20 protein-coding genes and 2 tRNA genes are annotated in these 24,929 nt (G+C 53.9%); 13 read left to right on the top strand and 9 right to left on the bottom strand.

Annotation, left to right across the window (positions count from 1 at the left end):
• From J3351_RS05995 to J3351_RS05980, 4 genes are read right to left on the bottom strand one after another with little or no spacing between them, the layout of a single operon-like run.
• Entirely contained in the window at nt 1–933 is a 933-nt protein-coding gene (locus J3351_RS05995) for a carbohydrate kinase (RefSeq protein WP_112091246.1), read from the bottom strand.
• Between the two features lie 43 nt (nt 934–976).
• The gene (locus J3351_RS05990; protein ID WP_207697323.1) at nt 977–1,594 is read right to left on the bottom strand and encodes a hypothetical protein; all 618 of its coding nucleotides are present in this window, start codon (nt 1,592–1,594) and stop codon (nt 977–979) included.
• Nucleotides 1,581–2,231, bottom strand: coding sequence for a YesL family protein (locus J3351_RS05985; RefSeq protein WP_207697322.1), 651 nt, complete (start codon nt 2,229–2,231; stop codon nt 1,581–1,583). The genes J3351_RS05990 and J3351_RS05985 overlap by 14 nt, the downstream gene beginning before the upstream one ends.
• A gap of 17 nt (nt 2,232–2,248) precedes the next feature.
• Nucleotides 2,249–3,304 carry a LacI family DNA-binding transcriptional regulator gene (locus J3351_RS05980; protein ID WP_207697321.1) on the bottom strand — a complete coding sequence of 352 codons (1,056 nt, stop codon included), beginning with the start codon at nt 3,302–3,304 and terminating at the stop codon, nt 2,249–2,251.
• A gap of 357 nt (nt 3,305–3,661) precedes the next feature.
• Here J3351_RS05980 and J3351_RS05975 point away from each other — a divergent pair, with 357 nt between their 5' ends.
• From J3351_RS05975 to J3351_RS05945, 7 genes are all read left to right on the top strand, one after another.
• The gene (locus J3351_RS05975; RefSeq protein ID WP_005934836.1) at nt 3,662–4,609 is read left to right on the top strand and encodes a sugar ABC transporter permease; all 948 of its coding nucleotides are present in this window, start codon (nt 3,662–3,664) and stop codon (nt 4,607–4,609) included.
• Entirely contained in the window at nt 4,593–5,528 is a 936-nt protein-coding gene (locus tag J3351_RS05970) for a carbohydrate ABC transporter permease (RefSeq protein WP_005934834.1), read from the top strand. Before J3351_RS05975 ends, J3351_RS05970 begins: the two co-directional genes overlap by 17 nt.
• 76 nt (nt 5,529–5,604) lie before the next feature.
• Nucleotides 5,605–7,278 (top strand): extracellular solute-binding protein, encoded by a 1,674-nt coding sequence (locus tag J3351_RS05965; protein WP_207697320.1) that lies wholly within the window; start codon nt 5,605–5,607, stop codon nt 7,276–7,278.
• Nucleotides 7,279–7,302: 24 nt separating this feature from the next.
• Nucleotides 7,303–8,778 carry a glycoside hydrolase family 32 protein gene (locus tag J3351_RS05960; protein ID WP_207697319.1) on the top strand — a complete coding sequence of 492 codons (1,476 nt, stop codon included), beginning with the start codon at nt 7,303–7,305 and terminating at the stop codon, nt 8,776–8,778.
• A gap of 318 nt (nt 8,779–9,096) precedes the next feature.
• Nucleotides 9,097–10,311 (top strand): GTP-binding protein, encoded by a 1,215-nt coding sequence (locus J3351_RS05955; protein WP_207697318.1) that lies wholly within the window; start codon nt 9,097–9,099, stop codon nt 10,309–10,311.
• Between the two features lie 31 nt (nt 10,312–10,342).
• Complete coding sequence (locus J3351_RS05950; RefSeq protein WP_156182206.1) at nt 10,343–11,305, top strand: GTP-binding protein; 963 nt, start codon at nt 10,343–10,345, stop codon at nt 11,303–11,305.
• A 28-nt stretch (nt 11,306–11,333) separates the two neighbouring features.
• Nucleotides 11,334–11,795, top strand: a complete 462-nt coding sequence (locus J3351_RS05945) for a hypothetical protein (protein ID WP_207697317.1) — start codon at nt 11,334–11,336, stop codon at nt 11,793–11,795.
• Nucleotides 11,796–11,851: 56 nt separating this feature from the next.
• Here J3351_RS05945 and J3351_RS05940 read toward each other — a convergent pair whose 3' ends face one another.
• Nucleotides 11,852–12,706 (bottom strand): NAD(P)/FAD-dependent oxidoreductase, encoded by an 855-nt coding sequence (locus tag J3351_RS05940; protein WP_207697316.1) that lies wholly within the window; start codon nt 12,704–12,706, stop codon nt 11,852–11,854.
• A gap of 285 nt (nt 12,707–12,991) precedes the next feature.
• On the opposite strand from J3351_RS05940, the gene J3351_RS05935 reads away from it, so the two are divergent.
• From J3351_RS05935 to J3351_RS05925, 3 genes are all read left to right on the top strand, one after another.
• Nucleotides 12,992–13,999, top strand: a complete 1,008-nt coding sequence (locus tag J3351_RS05935) for an asparaginase (RefSeq protein ID WP_005934824.1) — start codon at nt 12,992–12,994, stop codon at nt 13,997–13,999.
• Between the two features lie 339 nt (nt 14,000–14,338).
• A complete protein-coding gene (locus tag J3351_RS05930) occupies nt 14,339–15,856 on the top strand; it encodes a sodium/proline symporter (RefSeq protein ID WP_207697315.1) in 1,518 nt (505 codons plus the stop codon).
• Nucleotides 15,857–16,190: 334 nt separating this feature from the next.
• Nucleotides 16,191–17,603 carry an MFS transporter gene (locus J3351_RS05925; RefSeq protein WP_156066737.1) on the top strand — a complete coding sequence of 471 codons (1,413 nt, stop codon included), beginning with the start codon at nt 16,191–16,193 and terminating at the stop codon, nt 17,601–17,603.
• A 99-nt stretch (nt 17,604–17,702) separates the two neighbouring features.
• Here the strand turns inward: J3351_RS05925 and J3351_RS05920 are convergent, their stop codons facing one another.
• From J3351_RS05920 to J3351_RS05905, 4 genes are all read right to left on the bottom strand, one after another.
• On the bottom strand, nt 17,703–18,365 hold the full coding sequence (locus J3351_RS05920) for a helix-turn-helix domain-containing protein (protein ID WP_117535875.1): 663 nt from the start codon (nt 18,363–18,365) through the stop codon (nt 17,703–17,705).
• Nucleotides 18,366–18,532: 167 nt separating this feature from the next.
• Nucleotides 18,533–20,137 carry a phosphoenolpyruvate carboxykinase (ATP) gene (gene pckA, locus J3351_RS05915; protein WP_207697314.1) on the bottom strand — a complete coding sequence of 535 codons (1,605 nt, stop codon included), beginning with the start codon at nt 20,135–20,137 and terminating at the stop codon, nt 18,533–18,535.
• Nucleotides 20,138–20,448: 311 nt separating this feature from the next.
• Nucleotides 20,449–22,125, bottom strand: a complete 1,677-nt coding sequence (locus tag J3351_RS05910; RefSeq protein WP_207697313.1) for an AlwI family type II restriction endonuclease — start codon at nt 22,123–22,125, stop codon at nt 20,449–20,451.
• Nucleotides 22,126–22,139: 14 nt separating this feature from the next.
• Complete coding sequence (locus tag J3351_RS05905; RefSeq protein WP_207697312.1) at nt 22,140–22,991, bottom strand: Dam family site-specific DNA-(adenine-N6)-methyltransferase; 852 nt, start codon at nt 22,989–22,991, stop codon at nt 22,140–22,142.
• Nucleotides 22,992–23,333: 342 nt separating this feature from the next.
• On the opposite strand from J3351_RS05905, the gene J3351_RS05900 reads away from it, so the two are divergent.
• From J3351_RS05900 to trpS, 3 genes are all read left to right on the top strand, one after another.
• Nucleotides 23,334–23,408: transfer RNA gene (locus J3351_RS05900), tRNA-Glu, on the top strand.
• 41 nt (nt 23,409–23,449) lie between these two features.
• Nucleotides 23,450–23,526, top strand: a tRNA-Asn gene (locus tag J3351_RS05895).
• A gap of 271 nt (nt 23,527–23,797) precedes the next feature.
• Nucleotides 23,798–24,859, top strand: a complete 1,062-nt coding sequence (gene trpS / locus J3351_RS05890) for a tryptophan--tRNA ligase (protein WP_005934814.1) — start codon at nt 23,798–23,800, stop codon at nt 24,857–24,859.
• Nucleotides 24,860–24,929 lie beyond the last annotated feature (70 nt).

Genomic DNA, 24,929 nt, shown 5'->3' with positions numbered 1-24,929 from the left:
TCAGCCCTCCACTTCTGCAAGGGTGGGCATGGCGGGGATAGCGCCGTGGCGGCTGGTGGTAATGCTGGCCGCCTTGTTGGCAAAGGCAAGAATGCCTTCCAGCTTGTCCACCGTCAGGGTGTCCAATTCCTCCTTGCAAAGCTTGGAAAGTGCCGCACCAAAGAAGGTATCGCCTGCGCCGTTGGTGTCGCCCACCTTGCAGGGCACGCCCGCCACATGGCCGGTCTTGTCCCCAAAGCGGTAGAATACGCCGTTTGCACCCAAAGTGACAAAAATCAGCCGGATTCCGTTCTGTGCCAGTTGTGCCGTGCCGCTTTCGCAGTCGGTGGTGCCGGTAAGCAGGGGCAGCTCCTCATCGGAAACTTTCAGAATATCCACCAGCGGCAGGGGTGCCTTCATCTGGGCAATGGCATCCTCTTTGTTCTTCCAGAGGTTGGCACGGTAATTCGGGTCATAAGTAATGACAGCACCCAGCTTTTTGGCGCGGGCGGCAGCATCCAGCGTGGCGGTGCGGGAGGGGTCAGCGGTGAGGCTGACAGAACCGAAGTGGACGATTTTGGCAGCTTTCAGAGCCTCGTCCGAAATGTCCTCTTTGCTCAGCATCACGTCAGCGTTGGCACTGCGGTAAAAGCTGAAATCCCGCTCGCCGGTGGCATCCACCGACACGACCGCCATGGTGGTGGGGTGGTCTGCATCCACCGCCATGCCGGAAACGTCCACCTTGTTTTCTGCCAGAACCTCTTTCAGGTAGCGGCCAAAGGCATCCGCACCCACCTTGCCGATAAAGGCGGTCTGTGCGCCCAGTCTGGAAGCAGCCACAGCCAGATTTGCCGGGGCACCGCCGGGGTTTGCGGCAAACTGAGGAATGCCGCGGGCATCCTTGCCGGTCTGGGTCAGGTCGATCAAAACTTCGCCAATCGTTAAAATGTCCATACGTTTTCTCCTTATTTTTATCCTATAAGCTAAAACCCAACGATCACCGCTGGAACAGATAATGAATGTAAGCGGCTGCACGCTCCGGGTGCGGTGCATTCTGCACTACCCCAAGATAGACCTTGCCAGAAAAACCTGCCTGCCTGACAAACGGCGTGTCCGAAATATCCAGCACGGTCCCACCGGCGTTCAGACCCGACAGTGCATGGAAAGACGCATCCAGTGTCCGCAGATCGAGAAAATAATCATCTGCCAACAGTCGATCCCGTGCATATTCGTCCATCAGAACAACATCTAACCGCTGGGCACTGACTGCACCCAGCAACTTCATCTCCGAAGCATATACATACTGCTCCTCTGCGCGGTCGCTTTCGCTGAGCAGCAAGCCGGACAGCAGATCGACCTGTTGCTTTTTGGTCAGACCCTGCGCCTCGGCAAAGTCGGTGGTAAGCTGTTCCGTCAGATCAGACCCGGCAGTGATATTTACCAGACCAAGGTAAAGCACATCCTCTTTTTTCGTCACATGGCGGTAGGCTGCATACCCGAGGATATAGACGACGATGAGCATGATCGCAATGGGCAGCTTGTAATATGCCCAGATGTGCTCCCACTTTTTGCGCCCATGGAGGGAGCGGAGCGTATCCCGGTCAGTTTTCGTCATGGTCGTATTCCTCGTGTACTGCATCAGGGTCTCCACCGATCAGATAGAGGATCCGAAGCATCAGAAAGGAGCAGAGCATGGCGCAGAAGCCCATGCCCAGCAGGAATGCAGGCGTGAACACAAACACTATGACGTACCCCATGATGCCATAGATCGCCGCCATCAGCAGGGTGCAAAACAGATACCGGACACCCACGAGAAACGCTGTTTTCAGGATGCCGAAGGTGGTGTTTTCAAACCGCGCCAGCAGAGGAAAGGCATACAGCAGAACGATGCCGTACAGAACTGCCGCACCAATAAGCACTGCAGTGAGCAGCGTCCAGAAAATGTTTTCGCTCCACATTCGGCACAGCACAAAGCCATCCGCAGCCAGGAAACTGCCGACTGCCAGCAGGATAAGCCAGAGTTTTGTGGCAGGCTTAAAATTTTCCCGGAACGCCTTAAAAAACATCCGGGTCAGACCATCGTCCCGATCTTCCGCCATTTTGAGCGTGACGTAGAACAAGGCGGTCGTAGAAGCCCCTATGGTAACGATGGGCAGGCTGCACACGAGCCATAAGATGTTCAGGTAAGCACTGTAAGTCAATTTCGTCAGCACAGCAAACAGCGGCTTGTCCGTATTGCACAGGTCACGCATGGGGGGTCTCCTTTCGCTCAATCTCCTGTGGATTCGCGCAGGATCAGGTTGGTTTCCGTATAGACGGTGCGATAGTTCAGCGATGGTTCTTCGATGCGGGTCATAAGCAGATTGGCAGCGGTGTAGCCCATGATCTGTCCATGGATATGGATCGAAGTCAGACGGGGGGCAAAGTAGGAAGCCTCCTGACTGTCATCGAAGCCGCAGACCCAGATATCATCGGGAACCGAATACCCCAGCTCATCCAATGCCTTGACCAGATCCATGGCAACAAAGTCATTGGCGCAGACAAAGGCATCCGGCATCGTTTTGAACCGACGGATGGTTTCGTACAGGGATACCGGATAGTTCTGCTGTCCCGATGGCATCGCACAGGTGCTCAGGCCTTCTGTCAGACCAAAGTGCTCCACTGCATCCCTATAAGCCATATAACGCTCAAAGAAGGACTGACAGTGGTTTTTATCCCCCGCAAAGCTGATGCGTTTTTTGCCGCGCTGGACCATGTGGGTCACCGCATTCTGGATCTCAATGCGGTTTTCCATATAAAGGCGGTCAGCTTTAAGAGGAGGACGCATATTCATCACAGGGCTGTCTACAAACAGCAGCGGAACATCCAGATCGCACAGCATCTGTGCGTAGTCATAGTCGAATACTTCAAAGCAGATGATGCCGGCTGTGCGCTGGATGTTGAGAGAAGATGGAAGTTTTTTCTCTTTCAGCTCTATGAGAGAAATGCGATGAATGGTCATGCAGCTATGCAGATGGTCGATTTCCGACTGGAAACGATCCAGCATCGTGGAGGAAAAGTGAGAGCTGTTCAGAAACCGGGTCGTCAGCATGGCGATCTCCCGTTTGTCACTCGGCAGAATGGAAGGCGCTGCTGCTTTTGCAGCGTCTTCCTGAAACAGCGGCAGATAGGCGAACTGCTTATAGCCCATTTCGGCGGCTTTGCGCAGGATCTTCTCCCGTGTGGCATCTGCCAGCACACCGGTGTTGTTGATGGCCTTTGAAACTGTGTTGCGGGAAAGCTGCAGTTCGTTTGCAATATCCTGAATGGTGACCTTGGTTGTCATAAGTCATCCTCTTTCTTTACAGTATAGAGGCGGATGTTCCCTCTTTTATCGATAAAGTCTGGTGACGGATCTTGTTCTATGACTCCAGTATAGTGCAAATGCACAAATTAGTCAAACGTAAAAATGCAAATCATCATTTTGCATATTTGCGTACTTTCGAATTTGTGCATCTGTACAAATCCACAGTATTTCTTGATATATACTATGAATTATCGTTGACATTCGCTTGCTTGCGTGGTATAAATGAATTACAGAGTTTTACATTTGCACAATCAAAGTAAAAAGCGCAAGATTCAAAGGTGCAAATGTAAAATGCAAATCAAGCGGCAAGCAAATCAAAAAGGAGGAGAATGATTCATGAAAGCAAAGACAGCCTCGTCGGAAACGGCTGTGCTGGCAGCAGAACGCAAGCTGCACAACACATGGGTCTACATCAAACGGCATTGGCAGCTTTACCTGTTGTTCCTGCTGCCTGCTGTGGTGCTGACGCTGGTGTTCAAGTACGCTCCCATGGGCGGTGTGCTGATCGCGTTCCAGAAGTACAATCCCTTCAAAGGTATCTGGGGCAGCGAGTGGGTAGGCTTCAAAAACTTTACCCGCTTCATGTCCTCGCCGGATTTCCAGCGCTATCTGATCAACACCCTGAAGCTGAGCGTCTACGGTCTGCTGTGGGGCTTCCCGATCCCCATTCTGCTGGCATTCCTGCTCAACCGTATTGAGAGCAAGAAGATCAAGCAGAAGGTGCAGCTGGTGCTGTATATGCCCAACTTCATCTCGGTCATCGTGCTGTGCGGTATCGTCCGGGTGCTGCTGAGTGTCACCGGTCCGGTGAACGGCCTGCTTCACACCAGCATCAACTTCATGACGCTGCCGGAAGCGTTCCGCCCCATCTACATCATCAGCGGCATCTGGCAGGGTGCCGGCTGGGCATCCATCATGTACACCGCATCCCTTTCTAACGCCAGCAAAGATCTGAAGGAAGCTGCTATGATCGACGGCGCAAACCTGATCCAGCAGATCATGACAGTGGAGTGGCCCGCCATTAAGGATATGGTCGTTATTCAGTTCATCCTGCAGGCAGGCAACATCATGAGCATCGGTTTTGAAAAAGCCTATGCCCTGCAAACCGACCTGAACCTGAACACTGCCGAGATCATTGCAACGTACGTTTATAAAAAGGGCCTGTTGGACGGCGATTACAGCTTCTCCACGGCAGTCGGTCTGTTCAACACCGTTGTCAACGTCATCCTGCTGATCGCAGTGAACAAGGTCGTTGCCAAAATGAACGATGGCAAGGGCTTGTAAGGAGGGGTTTACCATGGCAAAACAGAAAAAATCAAAAATGGCCCTCTACACCAGACAAGATAAGATCATCCTGTACTGCGGCTACGCACTTCTGGGCTTGTTCCTGCTGGCGATCATCGTTCCGATGATCTACATCGTCATCGCGTCCTTTATGGACCCGGTCACTCTGCAAAACAAGGGCATCTCCTTTGATTTCAGCAAGTGGAGTCTGGATGCTTACCAGCGTGTCGTTTCGGACAAGCAGATCTGGGTCGGCTTCAGGAACGCAGTACTTTACTCGATCATCTTCACCATCATCTCGGTCGCTGTGACGATGCTTGCCGCTTATCCCATGTCGCTGCCGGACTTCAAAGGCAAAACGATCTTCAACACCTTGTTTGTGATCACGATGTTTTTCAGCGGCGGTCTGATCCCCACCTACCTGCTCATCAACAATCTGGGTCTGCTGGATTCCATGTGGGCGGTCATTCTGCCGGGAGCATTCAGCGTGTGGAACATGATCATTGCCCGTACCTATTATCAAGGCATCCCGCGTGAGCTGCGCGAAGCTGCGGATGTGGATGGAGCCAGCGAGATGCTTTACTTCTTCAAGATCCTGCTGCCCGTCTGTATGCCGGTGGTGGCAGTTCTGGCCCTGTGGCAGTTCGTGGCAATGTGGAACAGCTACTTTGACGCCATGATCTACCTGAACAGCGCATCGAAGCAGCCGCTGCAGCTGGTGCTGCGTTCCATCCTGATCCAGAGCCAGCCGGAATCCGGCATGATCGCAGATATCCAGAGCACTGCCGAACGTGCGAAGATGGCAGAGCTGCTCAAATATGCAACCATTATTATTTCCAGTCTGCCGCTGCTGGTGATGTATCCTTTCTTCCAGAAGTATTTTGATGCTGGCATCATGGCTGGTTCCATTAAAGGCTGAGGATATTCCAGAATTTTATGAGCCGGTACGCTCATCAGCTACACGAAAAAAGAAACATGAAAAAGGAGAAAATACCATGAAAAAGCTGATCTCTCGCCGCAACTTCCTCAAGGTCTGTGCTCTGGCGGGCTCTGCTGCTGCTCTGTCTGCCTGTGGCGGCGGCAAATCCACCGGCAGCAGCAATTCTGCTGCCGCAGCTGTGGACACGACCGGTGCCGTTGAATTTCCGCTGTCCGAAAAGGTCACCTTTACCGGTATGACCAGCTTCCCTGTGGGCAGCGAATCCGAGCCGAACAACCGTACCATCTTCAAGCGTCTGGAAGAGCAGACCAATGTGCACATCGACTGGACCGCCATCCAGTCCGACCAGTGGAACGATAAGATCACCCTGAATATGTCCAACCCCAACACCCTGACGGATTTTGTTTTTACTGCTGATTTTACCGACAGCAATCTGCTGCGCTACGCAGATCAGGGTGTCATCCTCAATCTGGAAGACTACATTGACAACAATATGCCGAATCTCCAGAAGGTCTTTGAGCAGTACCCGGAGTACCGCACCATGTGTACCGACAGCGATGGCCACATCTGGGCACTGCCCTGGATCGAGCAGCTCGGCTCAGAAAAGACCGCCATCCAGACCATTGGCAACATGAGCTTCATCAATACCAAGTGGCTGAACTTCCTCGGTCTGTCGATGCCCACCACAGTGGACGAGTTTGAACAGGTGCTGATGGCATTCCGTGATAACGCCGCTTCTATCAAGGCAGAGTATGGCATTGACGGCGATATCATCCCCATGTCCTGCATCGTCAACAACGGCGATCAGGACCCCAGCATCCTCATCAATGGCTTTGGCGAAGGCTACGGCGATGCAGACAAAGACCGCCATATCGCTGTTACCAACGACCGGAAAGTCATCTGTGCCGCCACCCAGCAGGGCTACCGTGATGGTCTGGACTGGCTGCACAAGCTGTATGCCGAGAAGCTCATTGACCCGGAGTGCTTCACGCAGGAGTGGTCCACCTATGTTTCCAAGGGCAAGGCTGGCCGCTATGGTGTCTGCTTCAGCTGGGATGTTGCCAACATTGACAACCTGACCGACTGGGAGCCGCTGCCTGCCCTGACCGCCGATACCCGGAATATCACTCCGCAGAACGGCTCTTTCACCAGCGGCTTTGGCCGCGGCAAGTGCGTTGTTACCGCAAAGGCGACGAATCCTGCACTGGTTTGCGCATGGCTGGATCAGATGTACGCGCCCCTCCAGTCTCCTCAGAACAACTGGGGTACCTACGGCGATGCGGAAGGCTTTAACATTTTTGAAATGTCCACCAACGATAAGGGCGAGCCCATGCTGAAGCACGCTCCTCTGGGCGATGCTTCTCCCGTGGAAGTCCGTGAGGCGCAGTGTGTCGGCGGGCCTCTGGCGGTTCTGGATGATTACTATGGTGTATACGTTACCTGCCCGGACGATGCACAGTACCGTCTGGACTGGATCAAGGAAATCTACACCCCGGATATGAACAACGATTATGTCTATCCCAATGTCTTTATGAGCAACGAGGACACCGAGCAGGTCTCCAACCTGCAGGCAGATCTGCAGACCTACATGAATACGCAGAAGGCCGACTGGATCATGAACGGCACTACGGATGCAGAGTGGAACGAATATCTGAGCAAGCTGGAAGACTACGGCCTGTCCGACTATCTGGGCATTATGCAGAAATATCTGGATGCTTACTACGCATAAGAATTCTTTCCTTTGGAGGATTCCATGAACGATTTGACTTTACAAAAAGCCCGTGCCTACGAGGCCGAGCACGGCGCTGCCATTACCCCGGCGGAACGCCCTGCTTACCACATGACTCCTTATGTGGGCTGGCTCAACGACCCCAACGGCTTCTCTTATTACAAAGGGAAGTATCACCAGTTCTATCAGTATAACCCCTACGATGTGCGGTGGGCGCCCATGCACTGGGGTCACGCCGTCAGCACCGACCTGCTGCACTGGGAATATCTGCCCTGTGCGCTTGCCCCGGATTCCCCGGCAGACAATGGCCCCGGCTGTTTCTCCGGCTCTGCCACCGAGATGGACGATGGCAAGCAGCTGCTGATGTACACCAGTGTGGTGGCAGAAAAGCAGCCCAATGGGGAGATGCGGGACATCCAGACCCAGAGCATTGCCATCGGTGACGGTCTCAACTACGAAAAGCCTGCCTGCAACCCGGTGCTGACCCAGAAAGACCTGCCGGAAGGCTTCAGCAGGTTCGACTTCCGGGATCCCAAGATCTGGCGTGAGGCCGACGGCACCTACTCTGCCGTCACCGTCTGCCTGACCGAGGACGGCAGCGGCGCAGCGGCACTGTTCCAGAGCGCAGACGGTTTCGACTGGCACTTTGTCACGGTGCTGGAACGCTGCAACAATCAGTACGGCAAAATGTGGGAGTGCCCGGACTTCTTTCCGCTGGATGGCAAGCAGGTCTTGATGCTCGGCCCCATGGAGATGCTGCCCAAGGGCGAGTTCCACAACGGTCACAACGTGATTGCCTTCATCGGCAGCTACGACGAAACCACCCACACCTTCACCAAGGAAAATGTGCAGCTGATGGACGGCGGCATCGACTTCTACGCCACCCAGACCACCCTTGCCCCGGATGGCCGCCGGATCATGACGGCATGGCTGCAGACCTGGTCGGACACCGAGGATAAGCCCCAGGGCTGCAAGTGGTTCGGGCAGACCATCTGCCCGCGCGAACTGCACATCAAGGATGGGCGCATTATTCAGACCCCCGTGCGGGAGCTGGATGCCGTCCACGGTAAGCGCACCTTCCACGAAAATGTGACGGTGCAAAGCGAAACTTCTCTGGAAGGCATCAAGGGCCGTGTGGCAGACCTGACCGTCACGGTGCAGCCAGGCGAATACCGTTCCTTCACCCTGAAACTGGCTGCTGACGCAGATCATCACACCAGCCTGACCTACGATCCCTACACTTCCGAGCTGACGCTGGATCGCAGCTATGCCGGTTCCCGTGCCGACATCGTTCACCGCCGCAGCTGCAAGGTACGCAGCCAGAACTGTGCACTCAAGCTCCGCATCCTGCTGGATAAGAACAGCATCGAAGTTTTCGCCAACGACGGTGAGCAGACCATGACCGTATGGATCTACACCCCCCAGTCTGCCGATGGCATCACCTTTGCTGCCGATGGCAAAGCAACAATCACTGCAGAACAGTTTGAACTGAATCTGTAACCTGATATTTTCTTCATTTCTCCTTCATTGAATACAGCCCCGCTTTGGCCTCTCCTTCGCCAAAGCGGGGCTGTGTTTTTGTATGGGTTCTATGCGTTCTGCCCCCGTTCCGGGGGCTTTTTTGTGTCCGGGAGGCAGCGTTTTCTGAAAACGCTGCCAAACTGCAAAAAAAGTTACAATTTTCTCATCAAAAAAGGCGGTTTCCCATTGACAGCCTTGTTATAATAGGAGTGTAAGATTTTTGAGCCAGCACTCTGCGGCTCTGATTGCTGAACGGCCCTTGCGGGCTTTTGGAAAAAGAAAGAGGCATACAGCATTATGACGAATATCGATATTTTCTCCGGCTTCCTTGGTGCCGGCAAGACGACCCTGATCAAGAAGCTCATCAAGGAATCCTTTGCGGGCCAGAAGGTGGTCCTGATCGAGAACGAGTTTGGTGAGATCGGCATCGACGGCGGCTTCCTGAAGGAGTCCGGCATCCAGATTAACGAGCTGAACGCAGGCTGCATCTGCTGCTCTCTGGTGGGCGATTTCCGTGCCGCTCTGCAGCAGGTGGTGGAGCAGTACCACCCCGACCGCATCGTCATCGAGCCCTCCGGTGTGGGCAAGCTGAGCGATGTTACCCGCGCTGTGGAGGGTGTGGCTGAGCATCTGGATGTGAAGCTGAACAGCTTTGTCACCGTGGCCGATGTCAACAAGGTCAAGATGTATATGAAGAACTTCGGTGAGTTCTATGATGATCAGATCAGCCACGCAAGCTGCATCATCCTGAGCCGCACCCAGACCGCCAGCGAGGAGAAGATCGCCGCTGCGGTCGCCATGCTGCGCGAGAAGAATCCCACCGCTACCATCGTGACCACCGCATGGGATTCCCTGACCGGTGAGCAGATCCTGAAGGCCATGTCCTCCAAGGACGATTTCAAGGCAGAGCTGATCGCCATGGCTGCCAAGGCCAATGAGGAGCACGCCGAGGAGGACGAGGAAGAAGAGCACGAGCATCATCACCATCATTACGATGAGAACGGTGTGTGCAGCTGCGGCCATCACCACCATGATCACGATGACGATGACGACGATGATGAGGACGAGCATCACCACGACCACGAGGATGATGACCACGAGGAGCACTGCTGCCACCACCATCACGACCACGACCATGAGGATGACGATGACCATGATGAGCATGAGCATCATCACCACGATGAGGACGGCCACTGCTGCTGCGGCCATCACCACCACCATCACCACGATCACGATGCCGATGAGGTGTTCACCAGCTGGGGTGTCGAGACGGCCAAGAAGTTCAGCAAGGCAGACATCGAGCATGCACTGACCGAGCTGGACGGCGGCAAGTACGGCATGATCCTGCGCTCCAAGGGCATCGTGGACGGCGGTGCCGACGGCTGGCTGGAGTTCGATTATGTTCCCGGCGAGTGGGAAGTGCGTCAGCGCGGTGCCGATGTGGGCGGCAAGCTGGTCGTCATCGGCTCCAAGCTGGACGAAAAGGCCATTGCCGCACTGTTTGGCTGCTGAGCTGCAAGTTGTGTAAGGAGAAAAACCGATTATGGCAAACGAGATCCCGGTTTACCTGTTTGTGGGCTTCCTCGAAAGCGGCAAGACCAAGTTCATTCAGGAGACCTTTGAAGACCCCAATTTCGACTCCGGCGACAAGACCCTGCTGCTGGTCTGCGAGGAGGGCGAAGAAGAATATAACGAGAAGAAGTTCGCCTTCCCTGGCGTGACCCTGAAGGTCCTCGAGGATAAGGCGGAGCTGAACCCCCAGAATCTGGCCAGGCTCGAAAAAGAATCCGGCGCAGGCCGTGTGGTCATTGAGTACAACGGCATGTGGCTGCTGCAGGATCTGGCCAACAACCTGCCCGAGAACTGGATCGTCTACCAGTGCATCGCCACGGCCGACGGCACCACGGCTCTGACCTACGCCCGCGACAACTCCATGCGCTCTCTGCTGCTGGACAAGATCGCCCGCAGTGAGCTGATCGTGTTCAACCGCGCCGAGGCCGTGAACAACGATGCCGCCCGTCAGGAGCTGCACAAGCTGGTGCGTCAGGCTTCCCGCAAGTGCGATATCGCCTATGAGTTCGCCGATGGCAGCGTGGCATATGATGACATCCCTGACCCGCTGCCCTTCGATCTGAACGCCCCGATCGTTGAGATCGGTGAGGACGATTTCGGTATCTGGTATATGGACTGCCAGGACGAGCCCCAGAAGTATGCGGGCAAGACCGTCCGGTTCCTGGCGCAGGTCTGCCAGACCAACCGCGCGGGCAAAAACAGCTTTGTGCCCGGCCGTTTTGCAATGACCTGCTGCGTGCAGGATATCCAGTTCGTGGGCTTCCCCTGCAGCTATGATGGCTACAAGGCACTGGAGCAGCGCGCCTGGGTCACTGTGACCGCCAAGGTCAATTACAAGTTCCACAACATCTACCGCGGCAAGGGCCCGGTGTTGACCGCCATCTCGGTGGAGCCCGCCGAAAAACCGCAGAACGATGTCGTAACATTCTCTTAATCCTATCTTATACAGGGAGGACTTCACCATGAAAACTCTGTTCCGTGTTCTGGGTGCCGCTGCCGCTGTGGCTGTTGCCGGTGCCGCCATCGTCGTGCTGGACAAAGTTCTGAACGACAAGGACCCGCTCCACGTCGAAAACGTGGAGTTCCCCGAGGAAGCTGAAAAGGACCCTGCTGAGGCCGAAAAGACTGCCGAAGCCTACGCCGAGGGCGAGGCCAAGGAGACCGCTCCCGGTGACGCATGGCCCCCTGCCTTTGAAAAGGCTCCTGCCGAGCCCGAGACTGCGCCCGCAGCCCCGGTGGTGGAAGCTGCCCGGGCAGAGGAGACTGCCGAGGAAAAGCCTGCGGCAGAGGAAACGACCGTGAATCCTGTGGAGGCAGGCCCTGCCGTTGCCCCCAAGGATGAGAACGGCAAGTTCGATACCACCAAGATCGCGGAAGCCAGCGATTTCACCGGCATCGAAGAGGAATCCGGCTGCAAGAGCTGAGCAAAGCAATAAAAGGACGCTGTGCCCTGCGGCACAGCGTCCTTTTTCTGTCTGGGTCATTTCCGCAGGGCTTTGGCGGCTTCGGTGCCTGCCACGGCACCCTCGTACACGGCCTTGGCAACCTGCAGCAGCCCGCCGGTGCAGTCTCCGGCGGCATACAGGCCGGGCAGGGAGGTCTGCATGTGGTCATCCACCACGATCCGGCTGCCGTTCACCTCGGCCCCCAGCTTGCGGGCCAGGGCGGTGCTGCCCGCCACGCCCAGCGCCACGAACACGCCGGAGACTTCCAGTGTCCCGCCGTCTTTCAGCTGCACGCCGGTGACCCGCTCCTCACCGAGGATGGCTTCCACAGCTTCCGTCCGCACGGCCACCTCCGGCGGGAACTGTGCCGTCAGCGGGGCCCCGCCCGTGAGCAGGGTGACGCTGTGGGCCACGGGCAGCAGGGCCTGTACCTCATGCAAGGCGTACTCTCCACTGCCCAGCACGGCCACATCCCTGCCGCGGTAGAAAAAGGCATCGCAGGTGGCGCAGTAGCTCACGCCGTGGCCCTCCAGCCCGGCAAGGCCCGGAATGCGGGGCGCTGCCCGGGAAGCCCCTGTGGCCAGAATGACGGCATCGGCAGGGAAATCCCCGGCCAGCGTCTCCACGGTCAGCTTGTCGGTGTAGGTCAGGCCCACGGCCTCAGTGGTGACGAACTCCACCCCCACGGTCTTGGCACCCTCGATGCCCCGGCGTTCCAGCTCGGCACCGGTGATGGGTTCGGCAAAGCCGTAGTAGTTCTGGATGAGCTCGGCCCGGTCCAGTGCGCCGGGGCCCTTGGTCAGAACGGTGGTCTGCACCCCGGCGCGTGCGGCATACAATGCCGCCGAGACACCTGCGGGGCCGGAACCGATGATCACAATGTTTGGCATGGCAGTTTCTCCTTATGGTAGGTTTGCTTTTGTCCAACCTCTCCGTCATTGCTTCGCAATGCCACCTCTCCTAGTAGGAGAGGCCTTGGCAAAGAGGCAAGGCTTTACGCAATGCCAAGGGCTCCCCTACTAGGGGAGCTGTCGAGCGGATGCGAGACTGAGAGGTTGAGGACTGTTTGATCTTATGATAACTATTATACCTCAACTCCCCGCACTTTTCATCTCCGATGAACTGTGCTATACTGAAAACATCGCAAAAATCGACACCATGGAGGGGAAAAACCTATGTCCAAGCAGCGACTGCTTTTTATCACCACCGGCGGCACCATTGCCAGCGTGCGCACCGCACAGGGGCTCAAGCCTGTTCTGACCAGCGAGGAGCTGCTGGCCCATCTGCCGGAATTGCAGCAGCTCTGCTGCCCGGAAACGCTCAACCTGTGCAGCATCGACAGCACCGACCTTGGCCCGGAGCACTGGCTGATGATGGCCAAGGCCGTGCAGGAAAACTATGCGCTTTACGATGGCTTTATCATCTGCCACGGCACCGATACGCTGGCCTACTCGGCGGCGGCGCTGTCCTACCTTATTCAGAATGCGGACAAGCCCATCATCCTCACGGGTGCCCAGCAGCCCATTTCCAACGAGATCACCGATGCCAAGAAGAACCTGCGGGACAGCGTGATCTGTGCCCTTGATCCGGGCAGCCGGGGTGTGATGGTGGTGTTTGGCGGGCACGTCATTGCGGGCACCCGCGCCAAGAAGAACAAGACCATCAGCTACGATGCCTTTGCATCGGTCAACTTCCCGGCGCTGGCGCTGGTGCAGGGCGACCGGCTGGTACGGTATGTGGCTTCGCCCTGGCCCACCGGCCCTGTGGAGTTTGGCCGGGCGCTGAACCCCAAAGTGTTCCTGCTCAAGCTGACCCCCGGCCTTGGGCCGGAACTTATCCCGGCCATCTTTCAACAATATGACTGCGTCATTGTGGAAAGCTTTGGCGTAGGCGGCATTCCCCAGCGGCTCATGGATGCCTTTGCCGAGGAGCTGGGCGATTACGACAAGACCCACAAGATCCTGATCCTGACCACGCAAGTCACTTATGAGGGCAGCGATGTGGGCATTTACGAGGTGGGCAAGCGGGTTAAGAACCGTTTCCGCTTCCTGGAGGCCCACGATATGACCATTGAGGCCGTTGTCACCAAGGTCATGTGGCTGCTGGCCCAGAACTGCGAGAACTTTGACCAGCTCCAGCAGCGGTTCTACCGGCAGATCAATTTTGATACATTCTATCATTGAAACAAACGGGAGATGCCCCACCGGCACCTCCCGTTTCTGTTATGCGAACACCAGCTGCACCAGCAGCACATAACACACCGGAGCCCGGTACAGCTTGTATGGTTTTGGATTCTTTCATGTACACTAACCCCCTGGATTGGTAGTATAACAGATCTCCGGGATTTTGCAAGAAAAATCCCGGGGACGGATGTTTCCGGTCAATTTGAACCCTTTTTGTCCGCCACTCGTGGACTTTTGGCGAATCAGGACAAAGTTTTGCCAAAAGACTTGCACTTTGATGCTTTACTGTGGTAAAATCGAAATGTACTTTCATTTGGAAAGACAAGGGGGAAAAAGTATATGACCAACATCTGCATCATCGCCACCATCATCATCTATCTGGTGGCAATGCTGTTGGTTGGGTTTGCATACAGCAAGTCCAACAACGACAGCACCGATTTCTACCTCGGCGGCCGCAAAATGGGCCCGCTGGTCACGGCCATGAGCGCCGAAGCCAGCGATATGTCCAGCTGGCTGCTGATGGGAATGCCGGGTCTTGCCTACCTCACCGGCATCGCCTCGCCCGGCTGGACCGCCATCGGCCTGGCGCTGGGCACCTGGCTGAACTGGCTCATCGTGGCCCGGCGGCTGCGGCGGTATTCGGCCAATCTGGAAGCCATCACCGTGCCGCAGTTCCTGTCCCTGCGCTTCCACGACCAGCGCAATCTGCTCAACGCACTGGGCGCGGTGATCATCATCGTGTTCTTTGTGCCCTACACGGCTTCGGGCTTTGCCGCCTGCGGCAAGCTGTTCCACAGCCTCTTCGGCGTGGATTACATGGCGGCCATGGTGGTCTCGGCCTGCGTCATCGTGGGCTATACCATCACGGGCGGCTTCCGCGCTGTTACCACCACCGACCTCATCCAGTCCATCGTGATGAGCCTGGCCCTTGTGGCTGTGCTGGTGTACGGCATTGGCGCGGCAGGCGGCTGGGATGCCGTTGTGGCCAACGCCCAGAGCCTGCCCGGCTACCTGACCATGATGGCCAGCCACAACGCTGCCGAGGGCACGGCCACCTCGTACAGCCTGCTGGACATCGTCTCCACCATGGCGTGGGGCCTGGGCTACTTCGGAATGCCCCACATCCTGCTCCGCTTCATGGCCATTGAGGATGAAAAGAAGCTGGTGCTCAGCCGCCGCATTGCCAGCGTGTGGGTCGTCATTGCCATGACCGCCTCCATCATCATCGGCATGGTGGGCCTTGGCATGACCAAGGCAGGTGCGCTGGAGTACCTGAGCGGCTCCTCCAGCGAGACGGTCATCGTCCGCATTGCAAACCTCATTGCACAGCACGGCATTCTGGCAGCCGTGCTGGCGGGCCTGATCCTGGCGGGCATCCTTGCCGCCACCATGTCCACCGCCGACAGCCAGATGCTTGCTGCCGCGTCCAGCGTCTCCCAGAATATCCTGCAGGAGTTCGGCCACATGAAGCTGACCGAGCGCCAGAGCCTGTTTGCCGCCCGCCTGACCATCATCTGCGTCAGCGTGGTGGGCGTGGTGCTGGCCCGTGACCCCGATTCCAGCGTGTTCGGCATCGTCAGCTTTGCATGGGCCGGTTTCGGCGGCGCATTCGGTGCGGTCATGCTCTGTGCGCTCTTCTGGAAGCGCTGCAACTGGCAGGGCGCGCTGGCCGGAATGCTCGCCGGCGGCCTGATGGTCTTTGTCTGGAAGTACCTCGTCAGCCCTCTGGGCGGCGTGTTCGGCATCTATGAGCTACTGCCTGCCTTCCTGACCTCCCTGCTTGTCTGCGTGGTGGTCAGCCTTGTTACTCCGGCTCCTTCGGTGGAGATCGAAGCCGAGTTTGAGGCGGCGAAATAAGAAACAATAGCAAGGGCCCTTGCACAGATCCTCGTGCAAGGGCCCTTGCTTTATGCTCGGCGCACAACGCCGTTCTCAACAAAGAAAAGATTCGGCTAAGAAAAAATATTTTGTATACAAAAAAGAAAAAGATTGTTTGTACAGAATTACAAAAATGCTGCATAGATTAAAGAATACAACAAGAAATACTTTCAAATCGTAAAATTTTTGAGCAATTTCGTAAAAATGTACTAACATTTTGGAAGGAGATGCCGTATCATGGATTTATAAATGAGCATACAGCTTGCGGGCGGTGTGCCAAAATTGTCCGGAAATTTGAGGAAGGAGTATTTTCATGGGAAAATCAACAGTGGATGCGTCTGCAGGGTTTGGATTGCGTGATAAACTTGCATACGCAGCGGGTGACTTTGGCTGCAATATGAGTTTTGCGCTCAAAGGTTACCTGACGATTTATTGGACGCAGTTTATGGGGATCGACAACTACCTGATGGCATCCCTTCTGCTGATCGTGCAGATCTGGGACGCAATCAACGATCCGATTATCGGAGCAATGGTAGATGCGGATACGCGCAAATACCGCCGGAACAAGTTCCTTGCCTATATCTGGTTCGGTGCGATCGGACTGACCGTGGCCGGTGCACTTTGCTATCTGCCGTTCCCGCAGGCTCCCGGTATGGTCAAGAACATTCTGTTTGTGGCAGGCTATATGATCTGGGATGCTTTCTACACCGTTGCAAATGTGCCGTATGGCTCGATGCTGTCTCTGATCTCGGATGACCCGATCCAGCGTGCACAGCTGTCTACCTTCCGCTCCATTGGTTCTATGGGCGGTGCGCTTCTGACCGGTATGCTGATCCCGGTGATCATTTATGATAACCAGAACAACCTGCGCGGTGAGCAGATGTTTGTCATTGCTCTGATCATGGGTTTGATCGGTCTGGTCTGCTTCCGCTTTATGGTCACGAACACAAAGGTGCGTGTGGACACCACGATCACTCTGAAAGAGGATGCACCAAAGTTCAACATCATGAAGGCGTTCAACAACTTTATCCATAATCGCCCGGCTGTGGGCGCAACGCTGGCACCTATCGCAACGTTTATTGGTATGTATGGTGCCTCTACTGCAGGTCAGATCCTGTTCCAGGCTTATTTCAAGAATGCAAAGATCTCCGGCATTGTGGGTATGATCTCCTACTTTGGCGTTTTCATCTTCAGTCCTTTTGTGAGCCGTATCGTCAAGCGCTTTGGCAAGAAAGAAGCCGTGACCTTTGGTTCAGTCGTCTGTGCGCTGGCGTACGTCCTGATGCTGGTTCTGCCCATCACACCGGACGGCCGGGGCCTCAGTCTTTATGTCCTGTGTCAGGTCATTGCAATGCTGGGCGGCGGCATCGGAAGCTGCCTGAGCTGGTCTCTGATGGCAGATGCGATCGATTATAACGAGTGGAAATTTGGTGTGCGAGAAGAAGGCACTACCTATGCACTGCACTCCTTCTTCCGTAAGCTTGCACAGGGCATCGGACCTTCTCTGGGCCTTGTTCTGGCAACCAAACTGGGCTATGATGCATCTCTGAAGGCTGCACAGACGATCGAAGTGGCAACCCGGATGCGCTATCTGGTGCCGGTCATGTATCTGGGAAGCTATATCGTGATGATCATTGCGTACGGCGTGGTGTTCAATCTGGATAAAAAGACCCTGGCGCAGATGGAAAGCGATCTGAAAGAACGCCGTGCAAAGAACGAAAAGTAAAGGATCTTAAAATCAGAGGAATATAAGAACGGAAACCTTCTGATAAGATGATAGAAAGCCCTCCTTTCGCCTGAGTGCGACAGGAGGGCTTTCTTTTTTTCAGTTGATCAGAATCGCCATCATCTCAGCGCAGGGGACCACGAAGCCGAACCCGAAGAAGAACAGCAGGTCGAGCACAAACTTCCAGAGCCGGACAGTAGGGGAGCAGAAGTTCATGGAGCGGGTGACGGAGGCACCTATCTCACCCCAGTGTCGGTAGTAGCCGGTCTGCTCAAAGTTGTTCCAGAGCTCCAGCGAGAGAAATTCTATCCCGACGAACAATGGAAAAAACACCCAGGAGGGAAGCCAGCCGTCTGCCTGCAGGTTCCCATTGCTCAGGGTACGCCAGTGGACGGCCATCCGGCCCGGGCAGGCGAGGATGCCCCAGATGGCCAGTGCGGCACTGAGCCAAAACAAAACTGCCCGTACCGAGCGCCAGTCAATGGATTGTTGACGGCGCAGCAGGGTAAAGAAATCTTCCAGCGGGACTTCCGGTGCAATATCTGCCTCCTGCGGGTCGCGGCAGTGCATCAGGTCGGCAAGGGTCAGCCCCAGCGCGTCGGCCAGTGGTTCCAGCGTGTTGATGTCCGGCAGGCCGACCCCGCGTTCCCATCGGCTGACAGCCTTATCTGTTACATGCAGCTGCTGGGCCAGCTCTGCCTGTGTTAATCCTTGTGACTTGCGCATCCGGGCGAGAAATGCCCCGAACGTTTTCGCATCCATTGTGCTCACATCCTTTGGAAAAAGGATAGCATACCACGCACCAAAAGGCAATCGACGCTTTGTTTACCTGCTCCAAAACACAAATCCCCCACCGCCTGTTCGGTCAATGGACAAGCGGTGGGGGATATTTTATATGGAGTTCAGAAGAAAAATGCTGGGATCAGAGCTTACAGCTGGGGGCCGGCAGAAACCAGAGCCTTGCCGTGCTCGTTGCCCTCGTACTTCTTGAAGTTCTTGATGAAGCGGCCAGCCAGATCCTTGGCCTTCTCCTCCCACTGGGAAGCGTCGGCGTAGGTATCGCGGGGATCCAGGATGCCGGTGTCAACACCGTTCAGGACGGTGGGAACCTCGAAGTCGAAGTAGGGGATCTTCTTGGTGGGCACGTTGTTGATATCGCCGTTCAGGATAGCATCGATGATACCACGGGTGTCCTTGATGGAGATGCGCTTGCCGGTGCCGTTCCAGCCGGTGTTGACCAGGTAAGCCTTAGCGCCGCTCATCTGCATCTTCTTGACCAGCTCCTCAGCGTACTTGGTGGGGTGCAGCTCCAGGAAAGCCTGGCCGAAGCAAGCGGAGAAGGTGGGGGTGGGCTCGGTGATGCCGCGCTCGGTGCCAGCCAGCTTGGCGGTGAAGCCGGACAGGAAGTAGTACTGGGTCTGCTCGGGGCTCAGGATAGAGACGGGAGGCAGAACGCCGAATGCGTCAGCAGACAGGAAGATGACATTCTTTGCAGCAGGTGCAGAAGAGATGGGGCGGACGATGTTCTGGATGTGGTTGATGGGGTAGGACACACGGGTGTTCTCGGTGACAGACTTGTCAGCGAAGTCGATGTGGCCCTCGGCATCCAGAGTGACGTTCTCCAGCAGAGCGTTGCGCTTGATGGCGTTGTAGATATCAGGCTCGGAGTCCTTATCCAGGTTGATGACCTTTGCGTAGCAGCCGCCCTCGAAGTTGAACACGCCGTTGTCATCCCAGCCGTGCTCGTCATCGCCGATCAGCAGACGCTTGGGATCGGTGGACAGGGTGGTCTTGCCGGTGCCGGACAGACCGAAGAAGATGGCGGTGTTCTCGCCGTTCAGGTCGGTGTTGGCGGAGCAGTGCATGGAAGCAATGCCCTTCAGCGGCAGGAAGTAGTTCATCATGGAGAACATGCCCTTCTTCATCTCGCCGCCGTACCAGGTGTTGACGATGACCTGCTCCTTGCTGGTGATGTTGAACATAACAGCAGTCTCGGAGTTCAGGCCCAGCTCCTTGTAGTTCTCGACCTTGGCCTTGGAAGCGTTGTAAACAACGAAATCAGGCTCAAAGTTCTCCAGCTCCTCAGCGGTGGGCTTGATGAACATGTTGGTGACGAAGTGTGCCTGCCAGGCCACTTCCATGATGAAACGGACAGCCATGCGGGTGTCCTTGTTTGCGCCGCAGAAAGCATCCACAACGTACAGGCGCTTGTTGGACAGCTCCTTCTTTGCAATCTCCTTCACGGCAGCCCAGGCTTCCTCAGAAGCGGGGTGGTTGTCGTTCTTGTACTCGTCGCTGGTCCACCAAACGGTGTTCTTGGAATTCTCGTCCATCACGATGAACTTGTCCTTGGGGGAACGGCCGGTGTAGATGCCGGTCATAACGTTCACAGCGCCCAGCTCGCTGACCTTACCCACTTCGTAGCCTTCCAGGCCGGGCTTGGTCTCTTCCTCGAACAGCTGCTCGTAAGAGGGGTTATACACGACCTCGGTCGTGCCGGTAATGCCGTACTTGCTCAGATCTACCTTTGACATGATACTTATACCTCTTCTTTCGTTCAGATCAATTCTGATCGCGCGACGCACATGCCCTTAGCCAATGGGCAGCGCGGGCGATGAAGAAATACAGATGCGTATTCTCCTGTTTATCATTATACATAAAAACATTCCAAAATCAACCAGAGGGGACAAAAGGTTCTTATAAATGTAACAAATTTTATTCAGAATCTTAGCTGTTTGAAGTGATTTCATAAGAAGAAAGGGGAACCGCGGCGAACAAAATAAAGAAAAGAGACCCAAAACACAACTTTGATAATATTTTGTCGATTCTGGATGCAAGATGAAATTTAAGCGCACAACCAGTGAAGTGCTCTTTCCTTGAGGGAGGAATACCATTCCAATTCACTACAGGAAGCTTTAGCGGTAGTCATGGAGTATTCACAAAACTGTTGGATTTTTTCTGGGGTAGGTGTTTGGACAGCTTTGCCGGATTGTTCTACCATCTTCTCAAAAACAGATAGTTCTAACGGGATGATAATAGAGGTTCCACCATAGAAAGAAATGTTAGTCAGATGAAGCGTATAAAAATGTGCGATACAGCCTTCATTGATTCTAGGTGCAATGAAAAAACAGTAGGCAGGTTTGTTCTGATCTTTTTTGACCTTAGCAAGATGACGCGAAACGGGTTCACCCTCCATTTCATACTGACGCTGACCAGATTGCATCGTGACCTCTACGGTCAGAGAAAAATTGTCATAGTCACAGATAATGTCAGCCATGTTGCCGGATGCTGTAGACATAGGCTGACCATTATCATCGAATTTCAGGTTGGCATGGATATTGCCACCATCAAGCATTGTCATGGCGCGCCATGTATTCCACTCAAGCATCAAAGGTGTGTCGTAGAAATTATTTTGCTGAATTTCTTGGAACGTCTGGATTACATCTGCATACTGCTTATAGTTTTTAAGCTGTTTTACCTGATTGCGAATAAGATCATCTTTTCGTTGTTGGATAGCAGTTTGCAGTTGATCTTTTAGAGCAGGTGTGGAGAGATGAGTAGAAGAGATGCCAAATTTTAAGGCCTCATGTTCCAAATTGACACGGTTATCTGTGTAGAGCACAGGAACGGAGGCATCAAAAAGATAAGCTTTATAGGAAGCTTCATCTTGTATAAAAACGGGATTTCGATCAAGATGAGTAAGAAAGTATTCGACTTCCTCTTTCTTTTCGGGAACAATGGAAAGAGATCTCCCGCGTTGAGAAATAGCAATCAGCCCAGTTGCACGGAGATAACGGAAACAAGCATCCGCATAATCACGCATATTGCTGGCTTTTGTTCTTACAAATTTCGCAAGGGAACCATCTGTGGATTCTCGTGTTTGCGTTTTGCCCTGTGCAATCTCTTGCACATATATTTTCAGAATTTCCTGCCGGTGATATTCTCCAGCAAAAACCTTATAATTACGTGTATCGGTGTCGCGGGCCTTACGAAATGTTTTAATTTGGGAAACGACATCATCGAACTTATCATAGCGGGTGAGCTGCATTCCGAAAATCATAAGCTCATCAAAAGTAACATGCCCCAGTGTGTATACGAGGCGAAAGATTTCTAGATAAGGTTTTACAAAAAAGACATTGCGAAGTTGGTCGGTCTCAATATGATATGGTGAGGGCAACTGGAATTTCAATAATTGACGTAAGAGTGCCTCTTCTGAGAAGCGTTCCTCTAAAAATGCTTTTCCAGCAGCTGTCGGGGCGATAACTGGCTTCAAGTCAATAAATCCCAATGCTTTTGGTCCACGGTTGATACGGTCTCTTGCACTAAATGCAGGGTCTTTAAGTGAACCTAATCCCTCAAAAGTTGAATCAGCAGCAAGGCACTCCATAAAAGATGTCTGAGTAACAGGATTCCATGGTTGTCCGGTAAACTTTTGCAGAAGGAGTTTGATTTCAGGAAGCATTTTTAATGGGGTTCGAGGGGAGGTGATAAAGAAAAGAGTACGTCCTTGTAATCTAGCCATGTGTTCACCTGCTATCAATAATTTGTTACGATAATGTGCTTGGATTCCGATTTGAAACGGTTTCGGATGTTCACCGCATAAGATTTGAAATATTCATCCTTGATATAGCTGGAATAAAGTTCTTCCGTTAGCGGCGTTTTTCCGATAATCATCAAAGCTTTACAGGAAAGATTTTTAAAATCAGAAGCAAGACGACGGTGTTCACTTTCATCAAAGTCGCCAGTTGAAACAATATTACCATAATCACTAAAAACACAGTCGTATGGAGGGTCGAGGAACATAAAATCGTGTTCAGAAGCCATCGCAAAAGTTTTTGAGTAGTCGCAGGAGAAAATGGTCGCCTGTTGCAGTAAAGCGCTGTGTTCTGGAGTGATTAGATGTGTATTAAAATTCTGATAGCGGCCGAAAGGAACATTATACTCACCATTAGCATTGTAACGAATCATCCCAGAATAGGCGGTTTTATTGATAAAGTAGTAAATAACTGAATCAAGGTATTCAGAAGGGATTTTTCGATTAAACATATTACGAATTGTATAATATAGCGCTTCGTTTTTATTTTCAACACGGTCTGTGGGATTTTCTTTTTTCAGAGAATTGTACTGTTTCTGATTTGTTTCATAAAGAATCTGCAAGTGATCAAGCTGAATGCGTGCATCAGTGTAGTTTGTCTGCATCTCTGAATAGAAATTGATAAGGCGGTGATTGATGTCACTGATTACAGCTTTTTGGGGTTGCAGATGGAAGAAAACTGCTCCGCCACCAATGAAAGGCTCAAAATAGGTATCGTAATCTGTGGGAATATATTTTTCAAATTGTGGAAGTTCTTTTGATTTTCCACCACGATATTTGATCATAGGGTTCATAAAAAGGATCTCCTTACAACAGAGAAATAGAGTATGCGAGAAAGAATGTGGTATAGCTCAAGCTTCTACCAATGATATTTTTAGTGTAGCATAAGAACGAGAAAATCACAAGAAGAGGAAAGAGTAAAACGTTTTTTTCAATCAATCAAATCCTTTATTGTCCCCAACCCATTATAACTTACAGAAGGGTGGTGGTGCCATGCAGGAAGAGCAGCATTTTGATCTGCCTGGGACAGGACGAAAGAATTTTTGAAAAACTTGAAATTTCCTGTTGACAAAGTACGACTGCTATGCTAGAATAATCAAGTCGGGAGCGAAACCCCGATGCGAAAATGGACGTATGGCCCGTTGGTCAAGCGGTTAAGACAGAGGCCTCTCACGCCTTTAACATCGGTTCGATTCCGGTACGGGTCACCATTTTATAGTAGTAAAACGGCTGTATGCCGTTTTATATAGATGCCTCTTTAGCTCAGTCGGTTAGAGCACCTGACTGTTAATCAGGGTGTCGCCTGTTCGAGTCAGGCAAGAGGCGCCAGTAAAGCGATGGAAATGTTCCATCGCTTTTTTCTTTTTGTTGACAGCGAATGCGGCGGGGGATATACTACTTATAAGAAAAGCATACCGCGTCAGCGGCAGCCTTGCGGCCAGCAGCCTCACCCTCTCAGGCGCGTGCGCGCCAGCTCTCCCAAAGGGAGAGCTCCGGACGAGGGAAAGGCCCTGCCAAGGGCTCCCCCTTTGGGGGAGCTGGCATTGCGCAGCAATGACTGAGAGGGTGAGCCGCCTGACGGAGAAGGAGAATCATTACCATGAAACAGATCATTCTGACCGGCGACCGTCCCACGGGCCGCCTGCATGTTGGCCACTACGTTGGCTCTTTGAAGGAGCGCGTGCGCCTGCAGAACACCGGCAAGTTCGACGAGATCTATATTATGATCGCTGACGCGCAGGCCCTGACGGACAACGCCGATAACCCGGAGAAGGTCCGCCAGAACATCCTGCAGGTGGCACTGGACTATCTGGCCTGCGGTCTGGACCCCAACAAGGTCCACATCTTCATCCAGTCCATGGTGCCTCAGCTGACAGAGCTGAGCTTCTATTATATGAATCTGGTCACAGTGAGCCGCCTGCAGCGCAACCCCACCGTGAAGAGCGAGATCCAGATGCGGAACTTCGAGACCAGCATCCCGGTGGGCTTCTTCACCTACCCCATCAGCCAGGCAGCGGATATCACGGCGTTCGGTGCCACCACTGTGCCGGCCGGTGAGGATCAGATGCCCATGTTGGAGCAGTGCCGCGAGATCGTGCACAAGTTCAACGCCGTCTACGGCGAGACCCTGACCATGCCTGAGATCATGCTGCCCCAGAATGCCGCCTGCCTGCGCCTGCCGGGCATTGACGGCAAGGCCAAGATGAGCAAGAGCCTGGGCAACTGCATCTACCTGTCGGATGAGCCCGAGGACATCAAGAAGAAGATCATGTCCATGTACACCGACCCCAACCACCTGCGGGTGCAGGACCCCGGCAAGGTGGAGGGCAACCCCGTGTTCATCTATCTGGACGCTTTCAGCCGTCCCGAGCACTTCGCCGAGTTCCTGCCGGAGTACCAGAACCTCGATGAGCTCAAGGCCCACTATCAGCGCGGCGGTCTGGGCGACGTGAAGATCAAGAAGTTCCTCAACGCCGTCATGCAGGCCGAGCTGGAGCCTATCCGCAACCGCCGCAAGGAGTGGGAGCAGCGCCTGCCTGAGGTCGTGGAGATCCTGAAGGAGGGCAGTGCTGTGGCCGAAAAGACCGCTGCCGCCACCCTGGCCAATGTCCGCAAGGCCATGCGTATTGACTACTTTGCGGATAATAACCTGCTGAAGTAACTGCTCGTAAAACAAAATAAGCATAAAACAAGCGCCGCCTTCCCATTTTCGGGAACGCGGCGCTGTTTGT

It is taken from the genome of Faecalibacterium sp. Marseille-Q0746, assembly GCF_017377595.1.
Lineage (GTDB): Bacteria > Bacillota > Clostridia > Oscillospirales > Ruminococcaceae > Faecalibacterium > Faecalibacterium duncaniae.
This window is presented reverse-complemented; position numbering and strand designations above follow the sequence as displayed.

Excerpts from the sequence above, each read along its gene's own strand:
- J3351_RS05980 (WP_207697321.1), bottom strand. The coding sequence starts at position 3,304 with ATGACAACCAAGGTCACCATTCAGGATATTGCAAACGAACTGCAGCTT.
- J3351_RS05940 (WP_207697316.1), bottom strand. The coding sequence starts at position 12,706 with ATGCCAAACATTGTGATCATCGGTTCCGGCCCCGCAGGTGTCTCGGCG.
- J3351_RS05925 (WP_156066737.1), top strand. The coding sequence starts at position 16,191 with ATGGGAAAATCAACAGTGGATGCGTCTGCAGGGTTTGGATTGCGTGAT.
- J3351_RS05920 (WP_117535875.1), bottom strand. The coding sequence starts at position 18,365 with ATGGATGCGAAAACGTTCGGGGCATTTCTCGCCCGGATGCGCAAGTCA.
- J3351_RS05970 (WP_005934834.1), top strand. The coding sequence starts at position 4,593 with ATGGCAAGGGCTTGTAAGGAGGGGTTTACCATGGCAAAACAGAAAAAA.
- J3351_RS05945 (WP_207697317.1), top strand. The coding sequence starts at position 11,334 with ATGAAAACTCTGTTCCGTGTTCTGGGTGCCGCTGCCGCTGTGGCTGTT.
- J3351_RS05975 (WP_005934836.1), top strand. The coding sequence starts at position 3,662 with ATGAAAGCAAAGACAGCCTCGTCGGAAACGGCTGTGCTGGCAGCAGAA.
- J3351_RS05950 (WP_156182206.1), top strand. The coding sequence starts at position 10,343 with ATGGCAAACGAGATCCCGGTTTACCTGTTTGTGGGCTTCCTCGAAAGC.
- J3351_RS05965 (WP_207697320.1), top strand. The coding sequence starts at position 5,605 with ATGAAAAAGCTGATCTCTCGCCGCAACTTCCTCAAGGTCTGTGCTCTG.
- trpS (WP_005934814.1), top strand. The coding sequence starts at position 23,798 with ATGAAACAGATCATTCTGACCGGCGACCGTCCCACGGGCCGCCTGCAT.
- J3351_RS05930 (WP_207697315.1), top strand. The coding sequence starts at position 14,339 with ATGACCAACATCTGCATCATCGCCACCATCATCATCTATCTGGTGGCA.
- J3351_RS05960 (WP_207697319.1), top strand. The coding sequence starts at position 7,303 with ATGAACGATTTGACTTTACAAAAAGCCCGTGCCTACGAGGCCGAGCAC.
- J3351_RS05905 (WP_207697312.1), bottom strand. The coding sequence starts at position 22,991 with ATGAACCCTATGATCAAATATCGTGGTGGAAAATCAAAAGAACTTCCA.
- J3351_RS05910 (WP_207697313.1), bottom strand. The coding sequence starts at position 22,125 with ATGGCTAGATTACAAGGACGTACTCTTTTCTTTATCACCTCCCCTCGA.
- J3351_RS05995 (WP_112091246.1), bottom strand. The coding sequence starts at position 933 with ATGGACATTTTAACGATTGGCGAAGTTTTGATCGACCTGACCCAGACC.
- pckA (WP_207697314.1), bottom strand. The coding sequence starts at position 20,137 with ATGTCAAAGGTAGATCTGAGCAAGTACGGCATTACCGGCACGACCGAG.
- J3351_RS05985 (WP_207697322.1), bottom strand. The coding sequence starts at position 2,231 with ATGCGTGACCTGTGCAATACGGACAAGCCGCTGTTTGCTGTGCTGACG.
- J3351_RS05990 (WP_207697323.1), bottom strand. The coding sequence starts at position 1,594 with ATGACGAAAACTGACCGGGATACGCTCCGCTCCCTCCATGGGCGCAAA.
- J3351_RS05935 (WP_005934824.1), top strand. The coding sequence starts at position 12,992 with ATGTCCAAGCAGCGACTGCTTTTTATCACCACCGGCGGCACCATTGCC.
- J3351_RS05955 (WP_207697318.1), top strand. The coding sequence starts at position 9,097 with ATGACGAATATCGATATTTTCTCCGGCTTCCTTGGTGCCGGCAAGACG.